The organism is Chromobacterium sp. S0633 (genome assembly GCF_024158805.1).
Taxonomy (GTDB): Bacteria; Pseudomonadota; Gammaproteobacteria; order Burkholderiales; family Chromobacteriaceae; genus Chromobacterium.
The window spans coordinates 14,576-30,828 of sequence record NZ_JAMZGH010000029.1; the positions used below are offsets into that span (position 1 = coordinate 14,576).

Genomic DNA, 16,253 nt, shown 5'->3' on the forward strand with positions numbered 1-16,253 from the left:
GATGGATAGGTAAAGGGCGTTGAAACTGGTTTCGAAATGCTCATATACCACTTGAGCATTCCGCTTTCTCAGCCGCAACGCCTTGTCTCGCCTTAGCTCGCGAGATCGGAAACACGTTCTTAGACCAGGTCCAAAAATAAAAACCCCCGGCTTGCTGACGCGAGCCGGGGGTTTTTCGCGATCTGGCCGCGCTTATTTCAGCGCGTAGATCGCCGGCAGATTGCGCCAGGCGCCGCGCACGTCCATGCCGTAACCGAACACGTAGCGGTCCGGCACGTCCAGGCCGACGAAGTCAGCCAGCATCGGCTTTTCCTTGCTGATCAGCTTGTTGGCGAACACGCCACTGTAGAAGGCCTTGGCGCCCATGGCCATCACTTTGTCGCGGATCGCCGCCATGGTGTGGCCTTCGTCCAGGATGTCGTCCAGCACCAGCACCACGCGGTCGCGCACGTCTTCCTTGGGGGCCTGTTTCCATACCAGTTCGCCGCCCTGGGTCTTGTCGCCGTAGCGGGACACGTGAACGTAGTCGAAGTCCAGCGGGAAAGCCAGGCGCGGCAGCAGCTGACCGGTAAACACCACGGCGCCGCCCATCACGGACAAGACCAGCGGATAGGTTTCGCCCAGTTCCTCGGTGATTTCCACCGCCATGCGGTCAACGGCCGCGCTGACTTCCTCGGCGGTAAACAGCACGTCGGAGCTGTTGATCAGGCCACGGGCCTCGGCAATATTGGGCATGATGACTCCTTGATTCACACACGCAAACGCCGCTTTGAAGCAAGCGGCGTGATTGAAAAAATGATTAGTTCTTGGCCAGCGACCGCAGATAGGCGGCGAACTCGGCGCCCACCTCGTGATGCTGCAAGCCGTAATTGACCGTGGCTTTAAGATAGCCCAGCTTGGAGCCGCAGTCGTAACGCACGCCCTTGAACGGCAGCGCCAACACCGGCTCGTCCTTCATCAGCGCCGCGATGCCGTCGGTCAGCTGGATTTCGCCGCCGGCGCCGGCCGTGGTGTTGACCAGCTTGTCGAAAATGCGCGGGGTCAGGATGTAACGGCCCACCACCGCCAGATTGGACGGCGCCGCTTCCGGGCGCGGCTTCTCCACGATGTGCTCCACCTGCTGATGGCCGCGCGCGTCAGGCGCCACCTTGACGATGCCGTAAGAGCCGGTCTCCTCCGGCGCCACGGTTTCCACCCCCAGCACCGAGGTGTGGGTTTCGTCGAACAGCTTGACCATCTGTTCCATCGCGCCCGGCGCGCCTTCGATCAGGTCGTCGGCCAGGATCACCGCGAACGGCGCGTCGCCCACCACCGGCCGCGCGCAGAGCACGGCGTGGCCCAGGCCCAGCGCCTCGGTCTGACGGATGAAGATGCAGGACACCGACGGCGGGATGATGCCCTGCACGGTTTCCAGCAACTTCTGCTTGTTCTTGTTTTCCAGTTCGGTTTCCAGCTCGTAAGCCTTGTCGAAATGGTCTTCGATCGAACGCTTGTTGCGGCCGGTGATGAAAATCAGCTCGGTCATGCCGGCGGCGATCGCCTCTTCCACCGCGTACTGGATCAGCGGCTTGTCCACCACCGGCAGCATTTCCTTGGGGCTGGCCTTGGTGGCCGGCAGGAAGCGAGTGCCCAGCCCGGCGACGGGGAAGACCGCTTTCGTGATTTTTTTCATGCCCATTCTCGTTAACAAGCGTTGACAGCCGCGCATTCTACCGCGCCGCGGCCCGCTGGTGAAAGTCCCGCCTCACAAAGCGGCGGCAAAACGCTGAGCCAGCGCCTGCGCCGCGCCTTCCAGCACCGGCCCCCAGACGCCGGCCTCGGTCTGGCGCCAGACCCGCATCGAGTCGTACCACGGCGCGCGCTCGCCGGCGGCCAGGAAGAAGGGCGCGCTTTCCGCGCGCATCAACACCCAGACCGGCTTGCCCATCGCACCGGCCAGGTGGGCGACGGCGGTATCGACGGTGATCACCAGATCCAGCTCTGCCACCCAGGCGGCGGTGTCGGCGAAATCGTTCAAGGCCGGCGTGCTCAACAAACCTTGCAAAGCCGAAGGCGTCGTTCCCGGCTGCAAGGACACGAAATCAATGCCGGGCAGCCGGCACAAAGCGGCGAAGTCCTCCGGCGGCACGGATTTATGGCGGCGCCAGTGATCGGCCTTGCCCACGCCCCATTGCCCGCTCTCCCACACCACGCCGACGCGCGGCCGGCCGCCGTCGCGCGCCGGGACCGCGGCCGGCACCGCGCTCAGATAAGGCTGGCCGGACAGATTGTCCAGCGTCACGCCCAGCGCGCCGGGCAAGGACATCAGCGGCAGTTGCCAATCGAAAGCCGGAGCGGCCTCCGGCTCCAGCAATTCCACGCCGTCGAATTGGGCGAACAGGCGATGAAAGGTTTTGGGGCAGGCCAGCAGCAGGCGCGCCCGCGGATGCTCGGCCCGCAGCCGCGGCAGGAAGCGCGCCATCTGCAGGCTGTCGCCCAGGCCCTGTTCCGCCCACAGCAGCAAGGCGGACGCGTCCAGCGCCTGGCCCTGCCAGCGCCGTTCGCGGTGACGCGGCTGCAGGATGGCGTCCCAGCGCGCCTCGTAATACGGCCAGGCCTCGGCGTAGCGCCCGGCCAGCAATAGCGCGATGGACAAGCTGAAGCGCAGATTGGCGTCGTTCGGGTCCAGCTCCAAACCGCCTTGCAACACGGCGATGGCGTCGTCCAGCAGCAAGGCGCAGGTGCAGGCGTAGCCCAGGTTGTTGCAGCGCGCCGGGCTCGCGCCGGCCAGCTCGATGGCGCGCAAATGGCAGGCGATGGCCTCCTGGTATTGCAGACGATGTTGCAAGACCACGCCCAGATTGCTCCAGGCGTCGACATGCTCGGGCTCCGCCGCCAGGGCCTCGCGCAGCAGCGCTTCCGCCAGTTCCAGTTCGCCCAGTTCCTTGAGCAGCACCGCCAGATTGCACTTGATATTGACCGACTGCGGATTGAGCGCGGCGGCGGCCAGGTAGTCGTCCAGCGCGCGCGCGCTGTCGCCCTGGCGCAGACGGGCGTTGGCGCGGTTGGCCAGCGCCTGCCAATCCTTGGCGTTCCGCCTCAGACATTGATCAAACGCCTGCTCCGCCTCGCGCCAGCGGCCCTCCGCCGCCAATCTATTGCCTTGTTCGAAAGCTTGGTCCGCCGTCATCTGTTCCGTTCCTTCTTAAATTCCTGCCACGGAAAAACAAAAACCGATTTAGCCACGGAAGCGCACGGAAGGGCATGGAAGGCAAACCCTTTAGCCACGAAATCCACGAAAATAACAGCAGCCTTTGGTTTGGTCCGTGTTTTTCCGTGTGCTTCCGTGGCAAAAAACATTTCCCGCCAAGGCTACAGGCTCTTCAGTCACTCTCCGGCCAGCAAGGCTTGCAAGCCGGCCTCGTCCAGAATCGCCACGCCCAGCTCTTCCGCCTTGGTCAGCTTGCTGCCCGCCTCCGCCCCCGCCACCACGTAATGGGTTTTCTTGGACACGCTGCCGGAGACCTTGCCGCCGGCGGCTTCTATCAATTCCTTGGCCTGGTCGCGGCTCATCGTAGGCAAGGTGCCGGTCAACACCAGGGTCTTGCCTTCCAGCACGCCGGCCGCCGCCGCTTGCGCCGGCAGCGCCGCCAGCATCTCGTCGACCAGGGCGGCGAGCGCGCGCAGGCTGTCGCGCTTACCCGGCAGGTCCAGCCAGTCGGCCAGCGCGTTGATCACCTCGGCCGGCAATTCCAGATCCAGCAGCGCGCGCCGTTCGCGCCCGGCCAGCGCGGCCAGGCCGTCTATCTGCGCCGCCAACTGTTGGCTGCGCACCTCGGTCAGACGCGGAATGTCCAGCCTCGCCAGCAACACGGCTGGCTGAAGACGCTCGGCCAGGCGCGGCGACGGCGCGTGCTCGTCGGCCGGCGCCACATGGCTCAACAAGGCGTCCAGCGCGGCTTCGTTATTGGCTTCGGCGAAGAAGTCCGCCAGCGATTCCGCCACCACGCCGCCGATGTCCGGCAGCGCGGCGAACAAGGCCGCCGGCGAACGACGGATCAAGGCCATCGTCCCCAGCCAATCGGCCAGGGTCTTGGCGGTGGATTCGCCGACATGGCGGATGCCCAGCGCGAACAGCAGCCGCGCCAGCGGCGGCCGCCGGCTGGCGGCGATCGCCTCGATCAGGTTTTCCGCCCATTTGCTGGCCACCTTGCCGGCCTTGACGGTTTCCGGTGTCGCGTCCTCGTCCTCGTCGGCGCGGCGCTTCATTTCCAGCAAGTCTTCCAGCGTCAGCCGGTACAGATCGGCCACGCCGCGCACATAGTCGTACTCCACCAGCTTGTCGATATAGCGTTCGCCCAGACCGTCGATGTCCATCATCCGGCGGCCGGCGAAATGCTGGATCGCCTGGCTGCGCTGCGCGCGGCAGGACAGGCCGCCGGAGCAGCGCGCCACCGCCTCGCCCTCTTCGCGCACCACGTGGCTGCCGCATACCGGACAGGCGCCGGGCAGCCGGTAGGCCGGGTATTGCGGTTCGTCGAACAAGCCGCCATCCGCGGCCGGCTGCATCGGTCGGCGCTCCATCACCACGGACACCACTTCCGGAATCACGTCGCCGGCGCGGCGCACGATCACGGTGTCGCCCACGCGCACGTCTTTGCGCCTCGCCTCGTCCTCATTGTGCAAGGTGGCGTTGGTGACGGTGACGCCGCCGACGAACACCGGCTTCAGCCGCGCCACCGGGGTGATGGCGCCGGTGCGGCCCACCTGCTCCTCGATCGCCTCGACCTGGGTCAAGGCCTCCTCGGCCGGGAATTTGTGGGCAATGGCCCAGCGCGGCGCGCGCGACACAAAGCCCAGCTCGTCCTGCAAGGCGCGCTGATTGACTTTGTACACCACGCCGTCGATATCGAAAGGCAGGCCGGGGCGGCGCTGCTGTACTTGTTCGTAATAGGCGATCAAGCCGTCCACGCCGCGCACCACCGGCCGCAGGTCCTCGGCCACCACCGGGAAACCCAGCGCACGCAACCAGGCCATTTCCCCGCTGTGGCTGGCCGGCCAGTCCGCGCCCTCCACCTGGGCGATGGCGTAGGCGAAGAAGGACAGCCGGCGCTGAGCGGTGATGCGCGAATCCAATTGACGCAAGCTGCCGGCGGCGGCGTTGCGCGGATTGGCGAAGGTCTTGTCCCCGCGCGCCGCCTGCTCGCTGTTGAGCTTGTCGAAATCCTGCTTCAGCATCAGCACTTCGCCGCGCACTTCCAGCAGGCCGGGCGTGGCCGCGCCGGCCGGCAGCCGCAGCGGAATCGCGCGCACGGTGCGGATGTTCTCGGTGACGTTCTCGCCGGTCACGCCGTCGCCGCGGGTGGCCGCCTGAACCAGCACGCCGTCGCGGTAAAGTAGGGAGATCGCCAGGCCGTCGAACTTGGGCTCGGTCGCGTACTCCACCTCGGCAAGATCCAGCCCTTTGCGCACCCGCTCGTCGAACTGCAGCAGCTCTTCATGGCGCTGCTCGCGCTCGCTCAGCTGCATATCGGAAAACGCGTTGGACAGCGACAGCATGGGCACGCTGTGGGTCACTTGCTGGAATTCGTCCAACGGCACGCCGCCGACGCGGCGGGTGGGCGAATCCGCGCTCGCCAGTTCCGGATGCTCCTGTTCCAGTTGTTGCAGCTCGCGGAACAGGCGGTCGTATTCGGCGTCCGGCACGGTGGGGGTGTCCAACACATAGTATTCGTGGCCGTAGCGGTTCAGCAGTTGATGCAGTTCGGCTACGCGCTGTTGCGGAGTTTGGGCGGTCATGTTCAGTCGGACTCAAACAGAAAAAGCCGGCGTGGCGCCGGCCTTGGAAACGGAGGATTATCGAGCGGGCTTATCACCCCAGTGTAGCGGCTGGACAGCAAGGCGACACCAGGGCTTCCCGCCGGTTTCAGGCAAACAGTCTCAACGCGGCCACGCTGCCGGGGGCGATGCCGCGGTCGTCCATGCTGCCGTAGATGTGCAGCAGCTGGTCGCGGATGCGGGTCAGGCCGGCGTCGGACAGCGGACGGCGGTTGTCGTCCACCAATTGGGCGTCGAACTCCTGCGCCAGCTGGCGCGCGAAGTAAACGGCGCGGTCGAACACCTCGACGCCGCCGGCCACGCGCGGCACGTCGAACAACAGCGTCAGCGCCGGGAAGGATTTGTCCAACAAGGTGTGGAAGGTGAACGGCATCTGGTCGGCCGCCATCAGCGAATACAGGGTGTTGCCGGAGTCCGCCAGATAGTGGAAGGCGCCGTCCGGCTCCAGCTGCAGGCCGGCGGCCTCGGCGAAGCTGCGCAGACGCGTGCCTTCTATCGGCCCCTGCGGCACGATGTTGATGCCGATCAGCACGTCCACGTCGGCGCAGAAGCGGTCCAGTTCGCGCGCCGCCACCAGCTTCTGCTGGCGCTGCGGGAAGCTGACCGCGGCGTCGTGCTCCTCGGCGAAGCGCGACACCTGCTGGCAGAAACCGGCCAGTTCCTGTTCGGTCACCGCGCCGCTGCGGTCCACCATCTGCATGCTGACGTTGATCTGCTTGTAACGGGTGCCGGGCAAGGCCTCGGCCGGCTTCCACAGGCCTTTTTCGGTGCGGCCGATCAACTGTGTGCGCTTGCCCACGTTGAAGCGCGGAATCGCCGCCAGCTCGTGCGGCGCGTGGAACACCACCTCAGCGATGAAGTCCAGCGACGGATCCAGCATCGCCACCACCAGCGCCTGGTGATCGGCGGAGTCCATCTGCGGGATGTCCTCCTCTTCCTCCACCACCGGCACCGCGTCGAAAACCGCTTCGCGCGGGCGTTCGGTCTCGGCTCGCGCCGGCTCCGCGGGGATGTGCGGCTCGAAATAAGCGGCGGCGTAATCGTCCGGCTCCGGCGCGGCGTCCACCAGCACCGGTTCCATCCTGTCCTGCTTCACGCCGTCGCGCACATTGTTCTTGGGCACGTCCAGCAACACGTCGTCGTGGCCGCGCGTGAAGGCCTGGCGAGTCTTCTTGCGAAAACGCCATTCCTGGAAAGCATTGAATCCGTAAACCAGGGCGATCACCGCGCCGCCCAGTATCAACACACCAATCTGTAATTCGCTCATCAGCCAGTCCGCATTAAGGCGAATAATCGAAGCCGTCGGCAGCTCCCTCGCCGCGCGCCGGCGCATCTTTCAATGCGCGATGCGGCGTCTTTCGGCAATAGCCAGGCCGACAGCCTCCCTTTAAGTATTCGGCAACAAAACCGTTCGAATCTGGCGTTTCGGCCAGTCGAGAACGGCGATAGACCACGGTTATTATAACGAAAGCCTCAGCTTGCGCACCATTTGGCGGCAATTTAGCCGTAAATGCCTTGCCGCCAGCCTAAATCAAGCCGAGGCGATAGCTGATGCGGGCAATTTGGCGCTTCAAACCGGGTTCGCAACCTGAATTGGATGCCGAATCGCCCCTGCTGGTTCCATCGGACCGCGTCGAACCGCCCCAGTCGGCAGTTCGGCGCCGCGAGTCAGGCCCGCCGCAAGCGAGCCAAATGGAAGCGGAACGTCATTTTCAGGCCCATAAGGTCCGGTAGATGACATTTCTGACAGGGGCGCTCTGAAATATCTCGTGCCAGAATATTTCGTGTTCATGCAAATGAATGATTCCAAATCGTCTTAAACACTGCTTAGGAAAGCAAGGGATAGATCGATGAAAAACACTTCTCAAGCCAGTTTCCTTCCGGTGGTCCACGAGCTGGCGCGCACCTACCAGGCATTCGAACAGTTTGCCAGCCAGCACATTCGTCAGCTGGGCCTGACTCCGCCGCAATTCGACGTGGTCGCCACGCTGGGCCACAGCAAGGGCATGAATTGCAAGGAGCTGTCCGACCGCACGTTGATCACCAAAGGGACGCTGACCGGCGTCATCGACCGGCTGGAAGACAAGGGTCTGGTTACCCGCACCATGCAGCCCAACGATCGCCGCAGCGTGTTCGTCTCCTTGACCCAACACGGAGAACGCCTGTTCGACCAGGCCTTCCCCGCTCATATCGACTATATGCAGATCGCCTTTAAACGCTTTGGCGAACACGACCTGTCCGGTTTCTGCCAGGAATTGGGCCGCCTGCGCGAAGGCTTCAGCCTGGCGCTGGAAGAACAGGAAGAAGTCACGGCTTAGGATTCCTCCAGCCGTAACCGCCTTTACCCGGCGGCGAGGCGCGCGGTCCCACAATGCGGTCCGCCCCTCGCCGCCATTGCGTTTTCAGCGCCGGCCGCGCACGCGGCTCAAGGGCTCTGAAACCGCACCGGCACCGTCAACACCGAATCCACCGCCTGGCCATTGCGCTTGGCCGGCGCAAAGCGCCAGCTTTCCACCGCGGCCTTGGCCGCGCGGTCCAGCCGCGGATAGCCGCTGCTGACCGCCACCGTCACCTCGCCGGCGCGGCCGGCGGCGCTAACGCTGACCCGCAGCAAGACCGTGCCCTCTTCGCCGTTCTCCCGCGACCGCTCCGGATATTCCGGCCGCGGATTGTTCAAATATTCGGCGCGATACAAGGCCACGCTGTCCTGTCCGCCGCCCCTTGGCGCGCCGGAAGCGCTTTGCGTCGACGCCGAGCCGGCCGGCTCGCCTTCCACGACGCTGGAGCCGCCTCCAAGCGCCGTCGGCAACGATGGACGCTGCGGCGGCGCGGCCGCAGCCGGCGGCGCCGCAATAGCCTTGGCAATGGGAAGGCGCTTGGACTGCGGAGATTGGCGGCGCGGGGCCGGCGACGCTTTGGCCGCTTCCGACCTAGCCCCTACGCCATCGGGAACGCCGGCGGCCCGCGGCGCCGGCAGGCTTAGCGTCAGTACCGCGGCGCGAGCAGAAGGCCGCGGCGCGAACGGCCGCCAGCAAAACAGCAACAAGGCGTGCAGCAGCAAGGACGCCAGCAAGGCCCAAGCCCATCCAGGCCGCGCGCGCATCGCTCGCCTCAGCAGCGCATCCGGCTGCCCGGCCGGCTGTATTGCCACCAGGCCACCAGCATGGACACCAGATAAAACACAAAGAACATGCCGAAGGCCGGCAGGAAGCTGCCGAAGGCGGCCAGCGCGCTGCCGAAGGACTTGGGAATCACGAAACCGCCGAAGGCCGCCATCACCGAGCTGACGTTCATCGCCGACGCGCCGCGGCGGCCGCCGCGCGCATAGGCCTCGGCGATGTCCAGGCCGGCGGCCTTGGCCCCTTGGCCGGCCTGCAACAGAAAGACCTTGGGCGCCAACTGGAAGGAAGAACCATTGCCGACGCCCGCGGCGAAGAAGATCAGCTGGAACATGGCGAGGAACAACCAGAACGAACCGCCGTTGCCGGCGGAGGGCATGCTCAGGTAGACGCCGACGGTGGCCAGCGCCATCACCCCGTTGCTGAGCATGGTGGCGATGCCGCCGCCGATGTGATCGCCCATCCAGCCGCCCAGCGGCCGCGACAAGGCGCAGACCATGGGGCCGATGAAGGCGTAAGGGGTGACGTCGACCAGCGGAAACATATTGCGCGCCAGCAAGGGAAAGGCGGCGGCGAAGCCGAGGAAAGTGCCGTAACTGCCCATGTACAGCAGGCAGATATACCAGGTGTGCGGGTCGCGCATCGCGTCCAGCTGGTCATGCGGCGTGATGCGCAGCTTGGGCAGATCATGCGCGTACAACAGGCAGGCCAGCGCGATGACCACGATGAAGGGCAGCCATAGATAGCCGGCGTTCTGCAGCCACACCGGGTGAACGACGCCGCCGACGCCCCAGATCTGCGGCCCGCCCGCCTCGCCGAACAAGGGCAGCAGAATGACCACCGGAATCGCCAGTTGCGCCACCGACACGCCCAGATTCCCCAAGCCCGCGTTCAGCCCCATCGCCAGCCCCTTGGCCGCCTTGGGAAAGAAGAAACTGGTATTGGACAGATGGGAGGCGCTGGCGCCGCCGCCGATGCCGCACAGGCCGGACACCAGCAGCAAGATGGGAAACGGCGTAGAAATGTCCTGCACCACCGCGGCCACGCCCAAAGCCGGCAGCAAGAGCAGCAAGGTGGAAATGCCCAGCCACAGGCCGCCGCCCACCCAGCTCCAGATCCACGAGTACAGCAGCCGCATCAGGGCGCCGACCAGCGGCGGGATAGACACCAGCAGGAATTGCTGCTGATTGCTGAGCGCGAATCCGACCGCCGGCAGATTGACCACCACCATGCTCCACATCATCCAGATATTGAAGTTCAGGTGCAGCGACAGGATGGACAGCCAGAGATTGCGATTGGCGATGCGCCGCCCGCGGCGCAGCCAGAAGATAGGGTTTTCAGGTTCCCAACGCTTGATGCTTACGGTCATGCCCATTCATCCAGCAATGATATCGCCCGACGGCCGCTGCCGTCGGGAAGCTGCGCAGTATGCCATCCGCGCGCGCGGCCCGGTTTGCGCGCCGTCAAACTGTAACTGACGACAATAGTCCTCACCAGCCTGTTTAAACGATGACTAACAAAAACCTGGCCGACGCCAAGCGGACTTTGCCATTGCGCCAAGCGCTTGTTCAAAAGCTCGCCAGCGAGGGCGAGGCAAGGCGTTGCGGCTGAGAAAGCGGAATGTACGTGTGGTACATAAGCATTTCGAAGCGGTACTCACCGTGTAACGCTCCACGACGCGCAGCAGATCGTAAACAGGTTCTTAGGCGGTTTCCCGCATTTTCAACGCTTCCACGATGTCCACCGCCACAATGCGGCTGACGCCCTGCTCCTGCATGGTGACGCCCACCAATTGCTCGGCCATTTCCATGGTCAGCCGGTTATGGGAAATATAGAGAAACTGCGTGCGCTCCGACATCTGCTTGACCAGATCGCAGAAGCGGCTGGTATTGGCGTCGTCCAGCGGCGCGTCCACCTCGTCCAACAGGCAGAACGGCGCGGGATTCAGAGAGAACAGCGAGAACACCAGGCTCATCGCCGTCAACGCCTTTTCCCCGCCGGACAGCAGGTGAATGGTGCTGTTCTTCTTGCCCGGCGGCTGGGCGATGATCTGCACGCCGGCATCCAGCAAGTCCTCGCCGGTCAGCACCAGTTCGGCGCGGCCGCCGCCAAACAGCGTGGGGAAGAACTCGCGCATCTTGGCGTTGACCGCGTCGTAAGTGGCTTGCAGCATTTCGCGGGTTTCGCCGTCTATCTTGGCGATGGCCTCCTCCAGCGTAGCCATCGCCTGATTCAGGTCCTCGGACTGAGCCGCCAGGTAATCGCCGCGCTTCCGGGCCTCATCCAGTTCTTCCAACGCGGCCAGGTTGACCGCGCCCAGGCCTTCCAGCGCGCGCGCCAGCCGCGCGATCTCGGCCGCCAATGCGTTCGGTTTCACCGCCTCGCTCAAATCGGCCATCAGCGCGGCCTCGTCGGCGCCGGCGCTGGCCAGTTCTTCGGCGAAGCGCTCCATCGCCAGCCGCGCTTCCTGGTGTTTGAGCAACCAGTCCGAGCGCGCTTCGCGCAGCGCCGGCAAAGCGGCGTTGGCTTGCTGTTGTTGATGGGTCAGTTCGCGCAGCTTCTCGGTCAGGCCGTTTAGCCGGTCGCGCACCGCGCCCAGACTGTGTTCGCGTTGTTCCCGCTCGGCCAGGGCCAGTTGCAAGGCCTCCTCCGGCACCGCCTCCTCCACCGCCTCGGCCTCTTCGGCCAGGGTTTCCAGGCGCTCGGCCAGTTGCTGGTCGCGCTCGTCCAGTTCGCGGCCGCGCCGCGCCAGCTCCGCCACCTTCTGCTCAGCGGTGCTCATTTCCAGCTTGATCTCGTGCAGCATGCGCTCGGCGTCGCGGGTCTTGTTGCGCGCCAGTTGCAAGCCGGTTTCGGCGTTGAGCCGGTCCACGCGCATGTCTTCCAGCTGCACAGTCAGTTCTTCCAGCGTCAGCGCCGTCTCTTCGCCCAGCATTTCGGCCTCGGCGATGCTCTGGCGCGCCAGTTCGCCCTCTTCGGCGATGCGGCCGCGCTCGGCCTCTATCGCCGCCAGCCGCGCCGCGCCCTGCCGCGCGGCCTGATCCAGCTTGACGTGTTCCAGCGTCGCCGCGTTCAGCTCCGCTTCCAAGCGGGTCAGCGCGCCCTTTTGCGCGCGCACCGCCTCGGCCAGCATGCCGCCGCGGCTTTGCAAGGATTCGCGGCGCCGCTGCAAGGCGTCGATTTCCGGCGACAAGGCGTCCAGCCGCGCCTGCGCCGCTTCCAGCAGCGCCTTGCGCGCCATCAGGCCGTCGCCGCTGGCTTCGGCGTGCAGGCAGAGGCTGGCGGCGTAAACGCGGTGGCCTTCCGGCGTCAGCAGGCAGGCGCCTGCCGGCAACTGCCCGCGCATGGCCAAGGCCTCGTCCAGCGAGCCGGCCAGGTAGACGCCGGCCAGCCAGTCCTGCAAGGCCGCCTGGAAGGGCTGGGCGGCGCGCACTTGCTGCAGCAACGTCGGCCACGGACGCTCGGCCTGCCAATCGCGCGCCGCCGCGCCGTCCGCCAGCGCCAGCGCCGCCGGCGGCGGTTCTCCTTGCAGCGCGGCGGCGCGCGCGGCAAGACGCTCGCCCAGCGCCGCCTCCAGCGCCGGCTGCCACTTGGGCTCCACCTGCAGGCTTTGCCACAGCTGCGGCGCCTCGGCCAGGCCGCGGTGCTGCAGCCAGGCGTCCAATTGTTCGCTGGCCGCCTCGCGCGCCAGCATGCCGGCCAGCGCGGCGGCCTCGGCTTCGGCCCGCGCCTGTTCGCTGCGCAGCCCGGCCAGTTGTTCGTCCAGTTTTTCCCGCTCTGCCGCCAGGTCCGCCTGCTTGGCCTCGTCGGCCACCAACCGGCTGCGCACCGTTTCCAGCGCGCCGCGCGCGCGCTCCGCTTCGGCGGCGGCGGCTTGTTGCTTCTCTTGGTCCGGCAGGTTCAGATCGCTCAGCTCGCGCCGCAATGCGTCTTCCCGGCCGGACAGTTGTTCCAGGTTGCGGCGCTGATGCTCGCCGTTCTGGCGCGCCAGGTCGCGATCGCGGCCGAGCTTGGCCTGCTGCGCGGTCAATCCGTTCAATTGTTGTTCGATGGCGCGGTATTCCGCCTCGGCGGTGGGCAGTTCGTCGGCGCCGTCCTCCAGCGTCATCTGCGCCTCTTCCAGCCGCATCTGCGCTTCTTCCCGCCGCGGCAGCCAATCGTCCAGTTCGGCCTTCACCTGGCCGCGGCTTTCGGCCAGCACCTGGCGCTCGGTGCGCACGGTGCCCAATTCGCGGTCGACGCGGGCGCGGTTCTGCTCGCGATGGCGCTGAGCCTCTTCCAGCCGCGCCAGTTGGGCGTTGGCCTCGAACAAGCGCTGTTGCGCCTCGTGCACTTCGTCGCTGGCGGCGAAATGGCTTTCGCGCACGGTTTCGGACTCGGCCTCCACATGGGTGACCGCGGCCTCCAGCGCCGCTTCCTCGGTTTCTATGCGCGCCAGTTCCCCGCGCGCCGCCGCCTCGTTGCGCGCGGCCTCTTCGCGCCGCGCCAAGGCCAGCAGGTTTTGCTTGTGCGTCAGCGCGCCGCGCAGATCGTGGTATTGGGCGGCCACTTCGGCCTGCTCGGACAGCCGCTCCACCTGGCGCTCCAGCTCTTGCCGCAAGTCGGCGATGCGTTCCAGATTGGCGCGGGTGTCCGCGATGCGGTGTTCGGTCTCGCGGCGGCGCTCCTTGTACTTGGACACGCCGGCGGCCTCTTCCAGATAGGCGCGCAGTTCTTCCGGCCGCGCTTCGATGATGCGGGAGATCATGCCCTGCTCGATCACCGCGTAGCCGCGCGCGCCCACGCCGGTGCCCAGGAACAGATCGGTGATGTCGCGGCGGCGCACTTGCTGGTTGTTGATGAAGTAGCTGGATTCGCCCTGGCGGGTCAGCACCCGCTTGATCGACACTTCCGCGTACTGGCCCCAGGCGCCGGTGAGCGCGCCGTCGCCATTGTCGAACACCAGTTCCACCGAGGCGCGGCTGACCGGCTTGCGCGTGGACGAACCGTTGAAGATCACGTCCTGCATCGATTCGCCGCGCAGCTGCTTGGCCGAGGATTCGCCCAATACCCAGCGCACCGCGTCTATCACATTGGACTTGCCGCAGCCATTGGGGCCGATCACCGCCACCAGTTGGCCGGGCACGGCAATGCTGGTGGGATCGACGAATGACTTGAAACCGGCAAGCTTGATGTGGGTGAGACGCAAAATGTCCTCGCAATGGCTGGGCGAAAATCGGCATTTTAGCAGTTGCCCGCCTTCGCCGCGCGTCGCGCGCGGACCTGTTGCGCGTCGCGCAGCCGCATCTACCCGGCCCGCCGACTTATGCCATAATGGCCGCATGGAACCGCTATCGTTGTCCAATCAATTCTTGATCGCCATGCCCAATATGGCGGACCCGCTGTTCTCGCGCTCGCTGGTCTTCGTCTGCGAGCACGGCGAACACGGCGCCATGGGCCTGATCGTCAACAAGCCTTCCGGCATCGCCATGGCGCAGTTGTTCGATCAGATCGATCTGCCGCTGGACGGCGACTCGCTTCGCGCCGAGCCGGTCTACTTCGGCGGACCGGTTCAGCCGGACCGGGGTTTCGTGCTGCACATGCCGGTGGGCAATTGGCAATCCAGTCTGCTGGTCACCGACGACATCGCGCTGACCACATCCAAGGACGTGTTGATCGCGGTGTCTGAAAACCACAAGCAGCCGGACCGCATGCTGATCACCCTGGGCTATTCCGGCTGGAGCGCCGGCCAGCTGGAGCAGGAGATCGCCGACAACGGCTGGCTGACGGTGCCGGCCCGGCCGGACATCATCTTCGGCCTGCCCTGCGAAGAACGCTACGACGCCGCGATGGCGCTGCTGGGCTTCGATCCCTCGCTCTTGTCCACGGATGTCGGCCATGCCTGAAGGTTGTGCTTTGGCATTCGATTTCGGCGAGCGCCGCATCGGCGTCGCCGTCGGGGACACCCTGCTCGGCATTCCCCACCCGCTCATCACCATAGACACGGAAATCAACGACGCGCGCTTCGCCGCCATCGCCGCCTTGATCGCGGAATGGCAGCCGGCGCAGCTGGTGGTGGGGCTGCCTATGCACATAGACGGCACCGAACACCAGATGACGCAGCTGGCGCGCCGCTTCGCCAACCGGCTCAAGGGCCGCTACGGCCTGCCGGTGTGGCTGGTGGACGAACGGCTGACCTCGGTGGTGGCCGAATCCATGCTGGAAGAAGCCGGCGTGCGCGGCCGCAAGCAAAAGCCGGCGCTGGACCAGGTGGCGGCCCAGGCCATTCTGCTGACCTGGTTCGAGCATCCCGGCCAGGCCGTCTGAGCCCATCATGAAATTCTCGCCGCAAGCCCGGGTCAGCGCGCTGATGCTGGCCTTTCTCGCCAGCCTGCTGGGCTTGATCGCGGTCTTGCTGACGCCCAGCCATCAATTGCGCGAATGGCGCAACGCGCCGGGCCACGTGGAAAGTAGCCGCATGCTGGTGGTGTCCAGCGACGAGCATCCCGATCAGCTGTACTGGCAGCCGCATGTGCAATACCTGTACACGGTGCGCGGCCAGGTCTACCACAGCGACCGGCTGTTCGCCGTCGACGGCGCTCTGCCGGGCGACCGCAGCAACGCCGACGATCTGACGCGGCGCTTCCCCTCCGGCAAGGCGATCACCGTCTACTACAATCCGCGCAGCCCCGCCGAATCCGTGCTGATCAAAGGCGGCGACAGCGATATCGGCAGCGCCAAATTCATCCTGGCGGCGCTGAGCGCGCTGTTCGGCTGGGCGCTGCTGTACCGGCTGCGGGCCAAGCTGCCGCTGCCGCGCCGGCGCATTCACCGAGGCATCCGCGCCCCATGAGCGAAAAAGTCATCGCCCTGCTGGTCATCGCCATCGGCGTGGCCGTTTCCGCCTATCTCTGGCAGCAGTCCGCCAAGGCCCAGCAAGCCGCCGGCTGGCCCAGCGTCGCCGGCAAGATCGTCTCCAGCGAAGTGGACTGGCGCCACGCACGCGGCGGCGACAGCTCGGACCGTCGGGAATACCGCGCCATCGTGCGCTACGAATACCGCGTGGCCGACGGCGTCCACCGCGCCGAGCGGCTGCGCTTCCCCAACCCCGGCTACGGCAGCAGCGACGAGCAGGCGCGAGAGATCGTGCAACGCTATCCGGCGGGCAAGACCGTGCCGGTGTTCTACAACCCGCAGAATCCCGAAGAAGCCTGCCTGGAGCCGGGCAAACACTGGTCGGCATGGCTGGCCCAGGCCGTTGGCGCGCTGGTGGTCCTTGTCGGCCTGTTCTTGCTGCGGCGCTGACGCGCGTCTCCTGACGACCCCATAAGCGCGCCC

General features: G+C 65.9%; 13 protein-coding genes. 5 read left to right on the forward strand and 8 right to left on the reverse strand.

Annotated features, from left to right (window positions below):
• Positions 1–192: 192 nt before the first annotated feature.
• From NK214_RS17105 to NK214_RS17125, 5 genes are all read right to left on the reverse strand, one after another.
• Complete coding sequence (locus tag NK214_RS17105; protein WP_019103182.1) at positions 193–735, reverse strand: hypoxanthine-guanine phosphoribosyltransferase; 543 nt, start codon at positions 733–735, stop codon at positions 193–195.
• A 64-nt stretch (positions 736–799) separates the two neighbouring features.
• On the reverse strand, positions 800–1,672 hold the full coding sequence (gene galU / locus NK214_RS17110; RefSeq protein WP_107801619.1) for a UTP--glucose-1-phosphate uridylyltransferase GalU: 873 nt from the start codon (positions 1,670–1,672) through the stop codon (positions 800–802).
• 72 nt (positions 1,673–1,744) lie between these two features.
• Entirely contained in the window at positions 1,745–3,169 is a 1,425-nt protein-coding gene (locus NK214_RS17115; protein ID WP_107798068.1) for a tetratricopeptide repeat protein, read from the reverse strand.
• 197 nt (positions 3,170–3,366) lie between these two features.
• Positions 3,367–5,778, reverse strand: coding sequence for an NAD-dependent DNA ligase LigA (gene ligA, locus NK214_RS17120; RefSeq protein WP_253315060.1), 2,412 nt, complete (start codon positions 5,776–5,778; stop codon positions 3,367–3,369).
• A gap of 127 nt (positions 5,779–5,905) precedes the next feature.
• The gene (locus tag NK214_RS17125; RefSeq protein ID WP_227106779.1) at positions 5,906–7,084 is read right to left on the reverse strand and encodes a cell division protein ZipA C-terminal FtsZ-binding domain-containing protein; all 1,179 of its coding nucleotides are present in this window, start codon (positions 7,082–7,084) and stop codon (positions 5,906–5,908) included.
• A gap of 583 nt (positions 7,085–7,667) precedes the next feature.
• Between NK214_RS17125 and NK214_RS17130 the strand changes: the two genes are divergently transcribed.
• Positions 7,668–8,135 (forward strand): MarR family winged helix-turn-helix transcriptional regulator, encoded by a 468-nt coding sequence (locus NK214_RS17130; protein ID WP_019103187.1) that lies wholly within the window; start codon positions 7,668–7,670, stop codon positions 8,133–8,135.
• A gap of 107 nt (positions 8,136–8,242) precedes the next feature.
• Here the strand turns inward: NK214_RS17130 and NK214_RS17135 are convergent, their stop codons facing one another.
• The 3 genes from NK214_RS17135 to smc all read right to left on the reverse strand — a co-directional run bounded on the left by NK214_RS17135 (position 8,243) and on the right by smc (position 14,124).
• On the reverse strand, positions 8,243–8,968 hold the full coding sequence (locus NK214_RS17135) for a TonB family protein (protein WP_253315061.1): 726 nt from the start codon (positions 8,966–8,968) through the stop codon (positions 8,243–8,245).
• Positions 8,929–10,305, reverse strand: a complete 1,377-nt coding sequence (locus NK214_RS17140; protein WP_227106777.1) for a nitrite extrusion protein — start codon at positions 10,303–10,305, stop codon at positions 8,929–8,931. Before NK214_RS17140 ends, NK214_RS17135 begins: the two co-directional genes overlap by 40 nt.
• Positions 10,306–10,638: 333 nt before the next feature.
• Complete coding sequence (gene smc / locus NK214_RS17145; protein WP_253315062.1) at positions 10,639–14,124, reverse strand: chromosome segregation protein SMC; 3,486 nt, start codon at positions 14,122–14,124, stop codon at positions 10,639–10,641.
• Between the two features lie 133 nt (positions 14,125–14,257).
• On the opposite strand from smc, the gene NK214_RS17150 reads away from it, so the two are divergent.
• From NK214_RS17150 to NK214_RS17165, 4 genes are read left to right on the forward strand one after another with little or no spacing between them, the layout of a single operon-like run.
• Positions 14,258–14,821 (forward strand): YqgE/AlgH family protein, encoded by a 564-nt coding sequence (locus tag NK214_RS17150; protein WP_107798062.1) that lies wholly within the window; start codon positions 14,258–14,260, stop codon positions 14,819–14,821.
• Complete coding sequence (ruvX, locus tag NK214_RS17155) at positions 14,805–15,242, forward strand: Holliday junction resolvase RuvX (protein WP_107798061.1); 438 nt, start codon at positions 14,805–14,807, stop codon at positions 15,240–15,242. The genes NK214_RS17150 and ruvX overlap by 17 nt, the downstream gene beginning before the upstream one ends.
• A gap of 7 nt (positions 15,243–15,249) precedes the next feature.
• Positions 15,250–15,768, forward strand: coding sequence for a DUF3592 domain-containing protein (locus NK214_RS17160; protein ID WP_107798060.1), 519 nt, complete (start codon positions 15,250–15,252; stop codon positions 15,766–15,768).
• Positions 15,765–16,220, forward strand: a complete 456-nt coding sequence (locus NK214_RS17165) for a DUF3592 domain-containing protein (protein WP_107798059.1) — start codon at positions 15,765–15,767, stop codon at positions 16,218–16,220. Before NK214_RS17160 ends, NK214_RS17165 begins: the two co-directional genes overlap by 4 nt.
• The last annotated feature ends 33 nt before the right edge of the window (positions 16,221–16,253 follow it).

What these genes read in the sequence shown, in the direction of transcription:
- NK214_RS17105 (WP_019103182.1), bottom strand. Translation starts at nt 735, where the DNA reads ATGCCCAATATTGCCGAGGCCCGTGGCCTGATCAACAGCTCCGACGTG.
- galU (WP_107801619.1), bottom strand. Translation starts at nt 1,672, where the DNA reads ATGAAAAAAATCACGAAAGCGGTCTTCCCCGTCGCCGGGCTGGGCACT.
- NK214_RS17115 (WP_107798068.1), bottom strand. Translation starts at nt 3,169, where the DNA reads ATGACGGCGGACCAAGCTTTCGAACAAGGCAATAGATTGGCGGCGGAG.
- ligA (WP_253315060.1), bottom strand. Translation starts at nt 5,778, where the DNA reads ATGACCGCCCAAACTCCGCAACAGCGCGTAGCCGAACTGCATCAACTG.
- NK214_RS17125 (WP_227106779.1), bottom strand. Translation starts at nt 7,084, where the DNA reads ATGAGCGAATTACAGATTGGTGTGTTGATACTGGGCGGCGCGGTGATC.
- NK214_RS17130 (WP_019103187.1), top strand. Translation starts at nt 7,668, where the DNA reads ATGAAAAACACTTCTCAAGCCAGTTTCCTTCCGGTGGTCCACGAGCTG.
- NK214_RS17140 (WP_227106777.1), bottom strand. Translation starts at nt 10,305, where the DNA reads ATGACCGTAAGCATCAAGCGTTGGGAACCTGAAAACCCTATCTTCTGG.
- NK214_RS17150 (WP_107798062.1), top strand. Translation starts at nt 14,258, where the DNA reads ATGGAACCGCTATCGTTGTCCAATCAATTCTTGATCGCCATGCCCAAT.
- ruvX (WP_107798061.1), top strand. Translation starts at nt 14,805, where the DNA reads ATGTCGGCCATGCCTGAAGGTTGTGCTTTGGCATTCGATTTCGGCGAG.
- NK214_RS17160 (WP_107798060.1), top strand. Translation starts at nt 15,250, where the DNA reads ATGAAATTCTCGCCGCAAGCCCGGGTCAGCGCGCTGATGCTGGCCTTT.
- NK214_RS17165 (WP_107798059.1), top strand. Translation starts at nt 15,765, where the DNA reads ATGAGCGAAAAAGTCATCGCCCTGCTGGTCATCGCCATCGGCGTGGCC.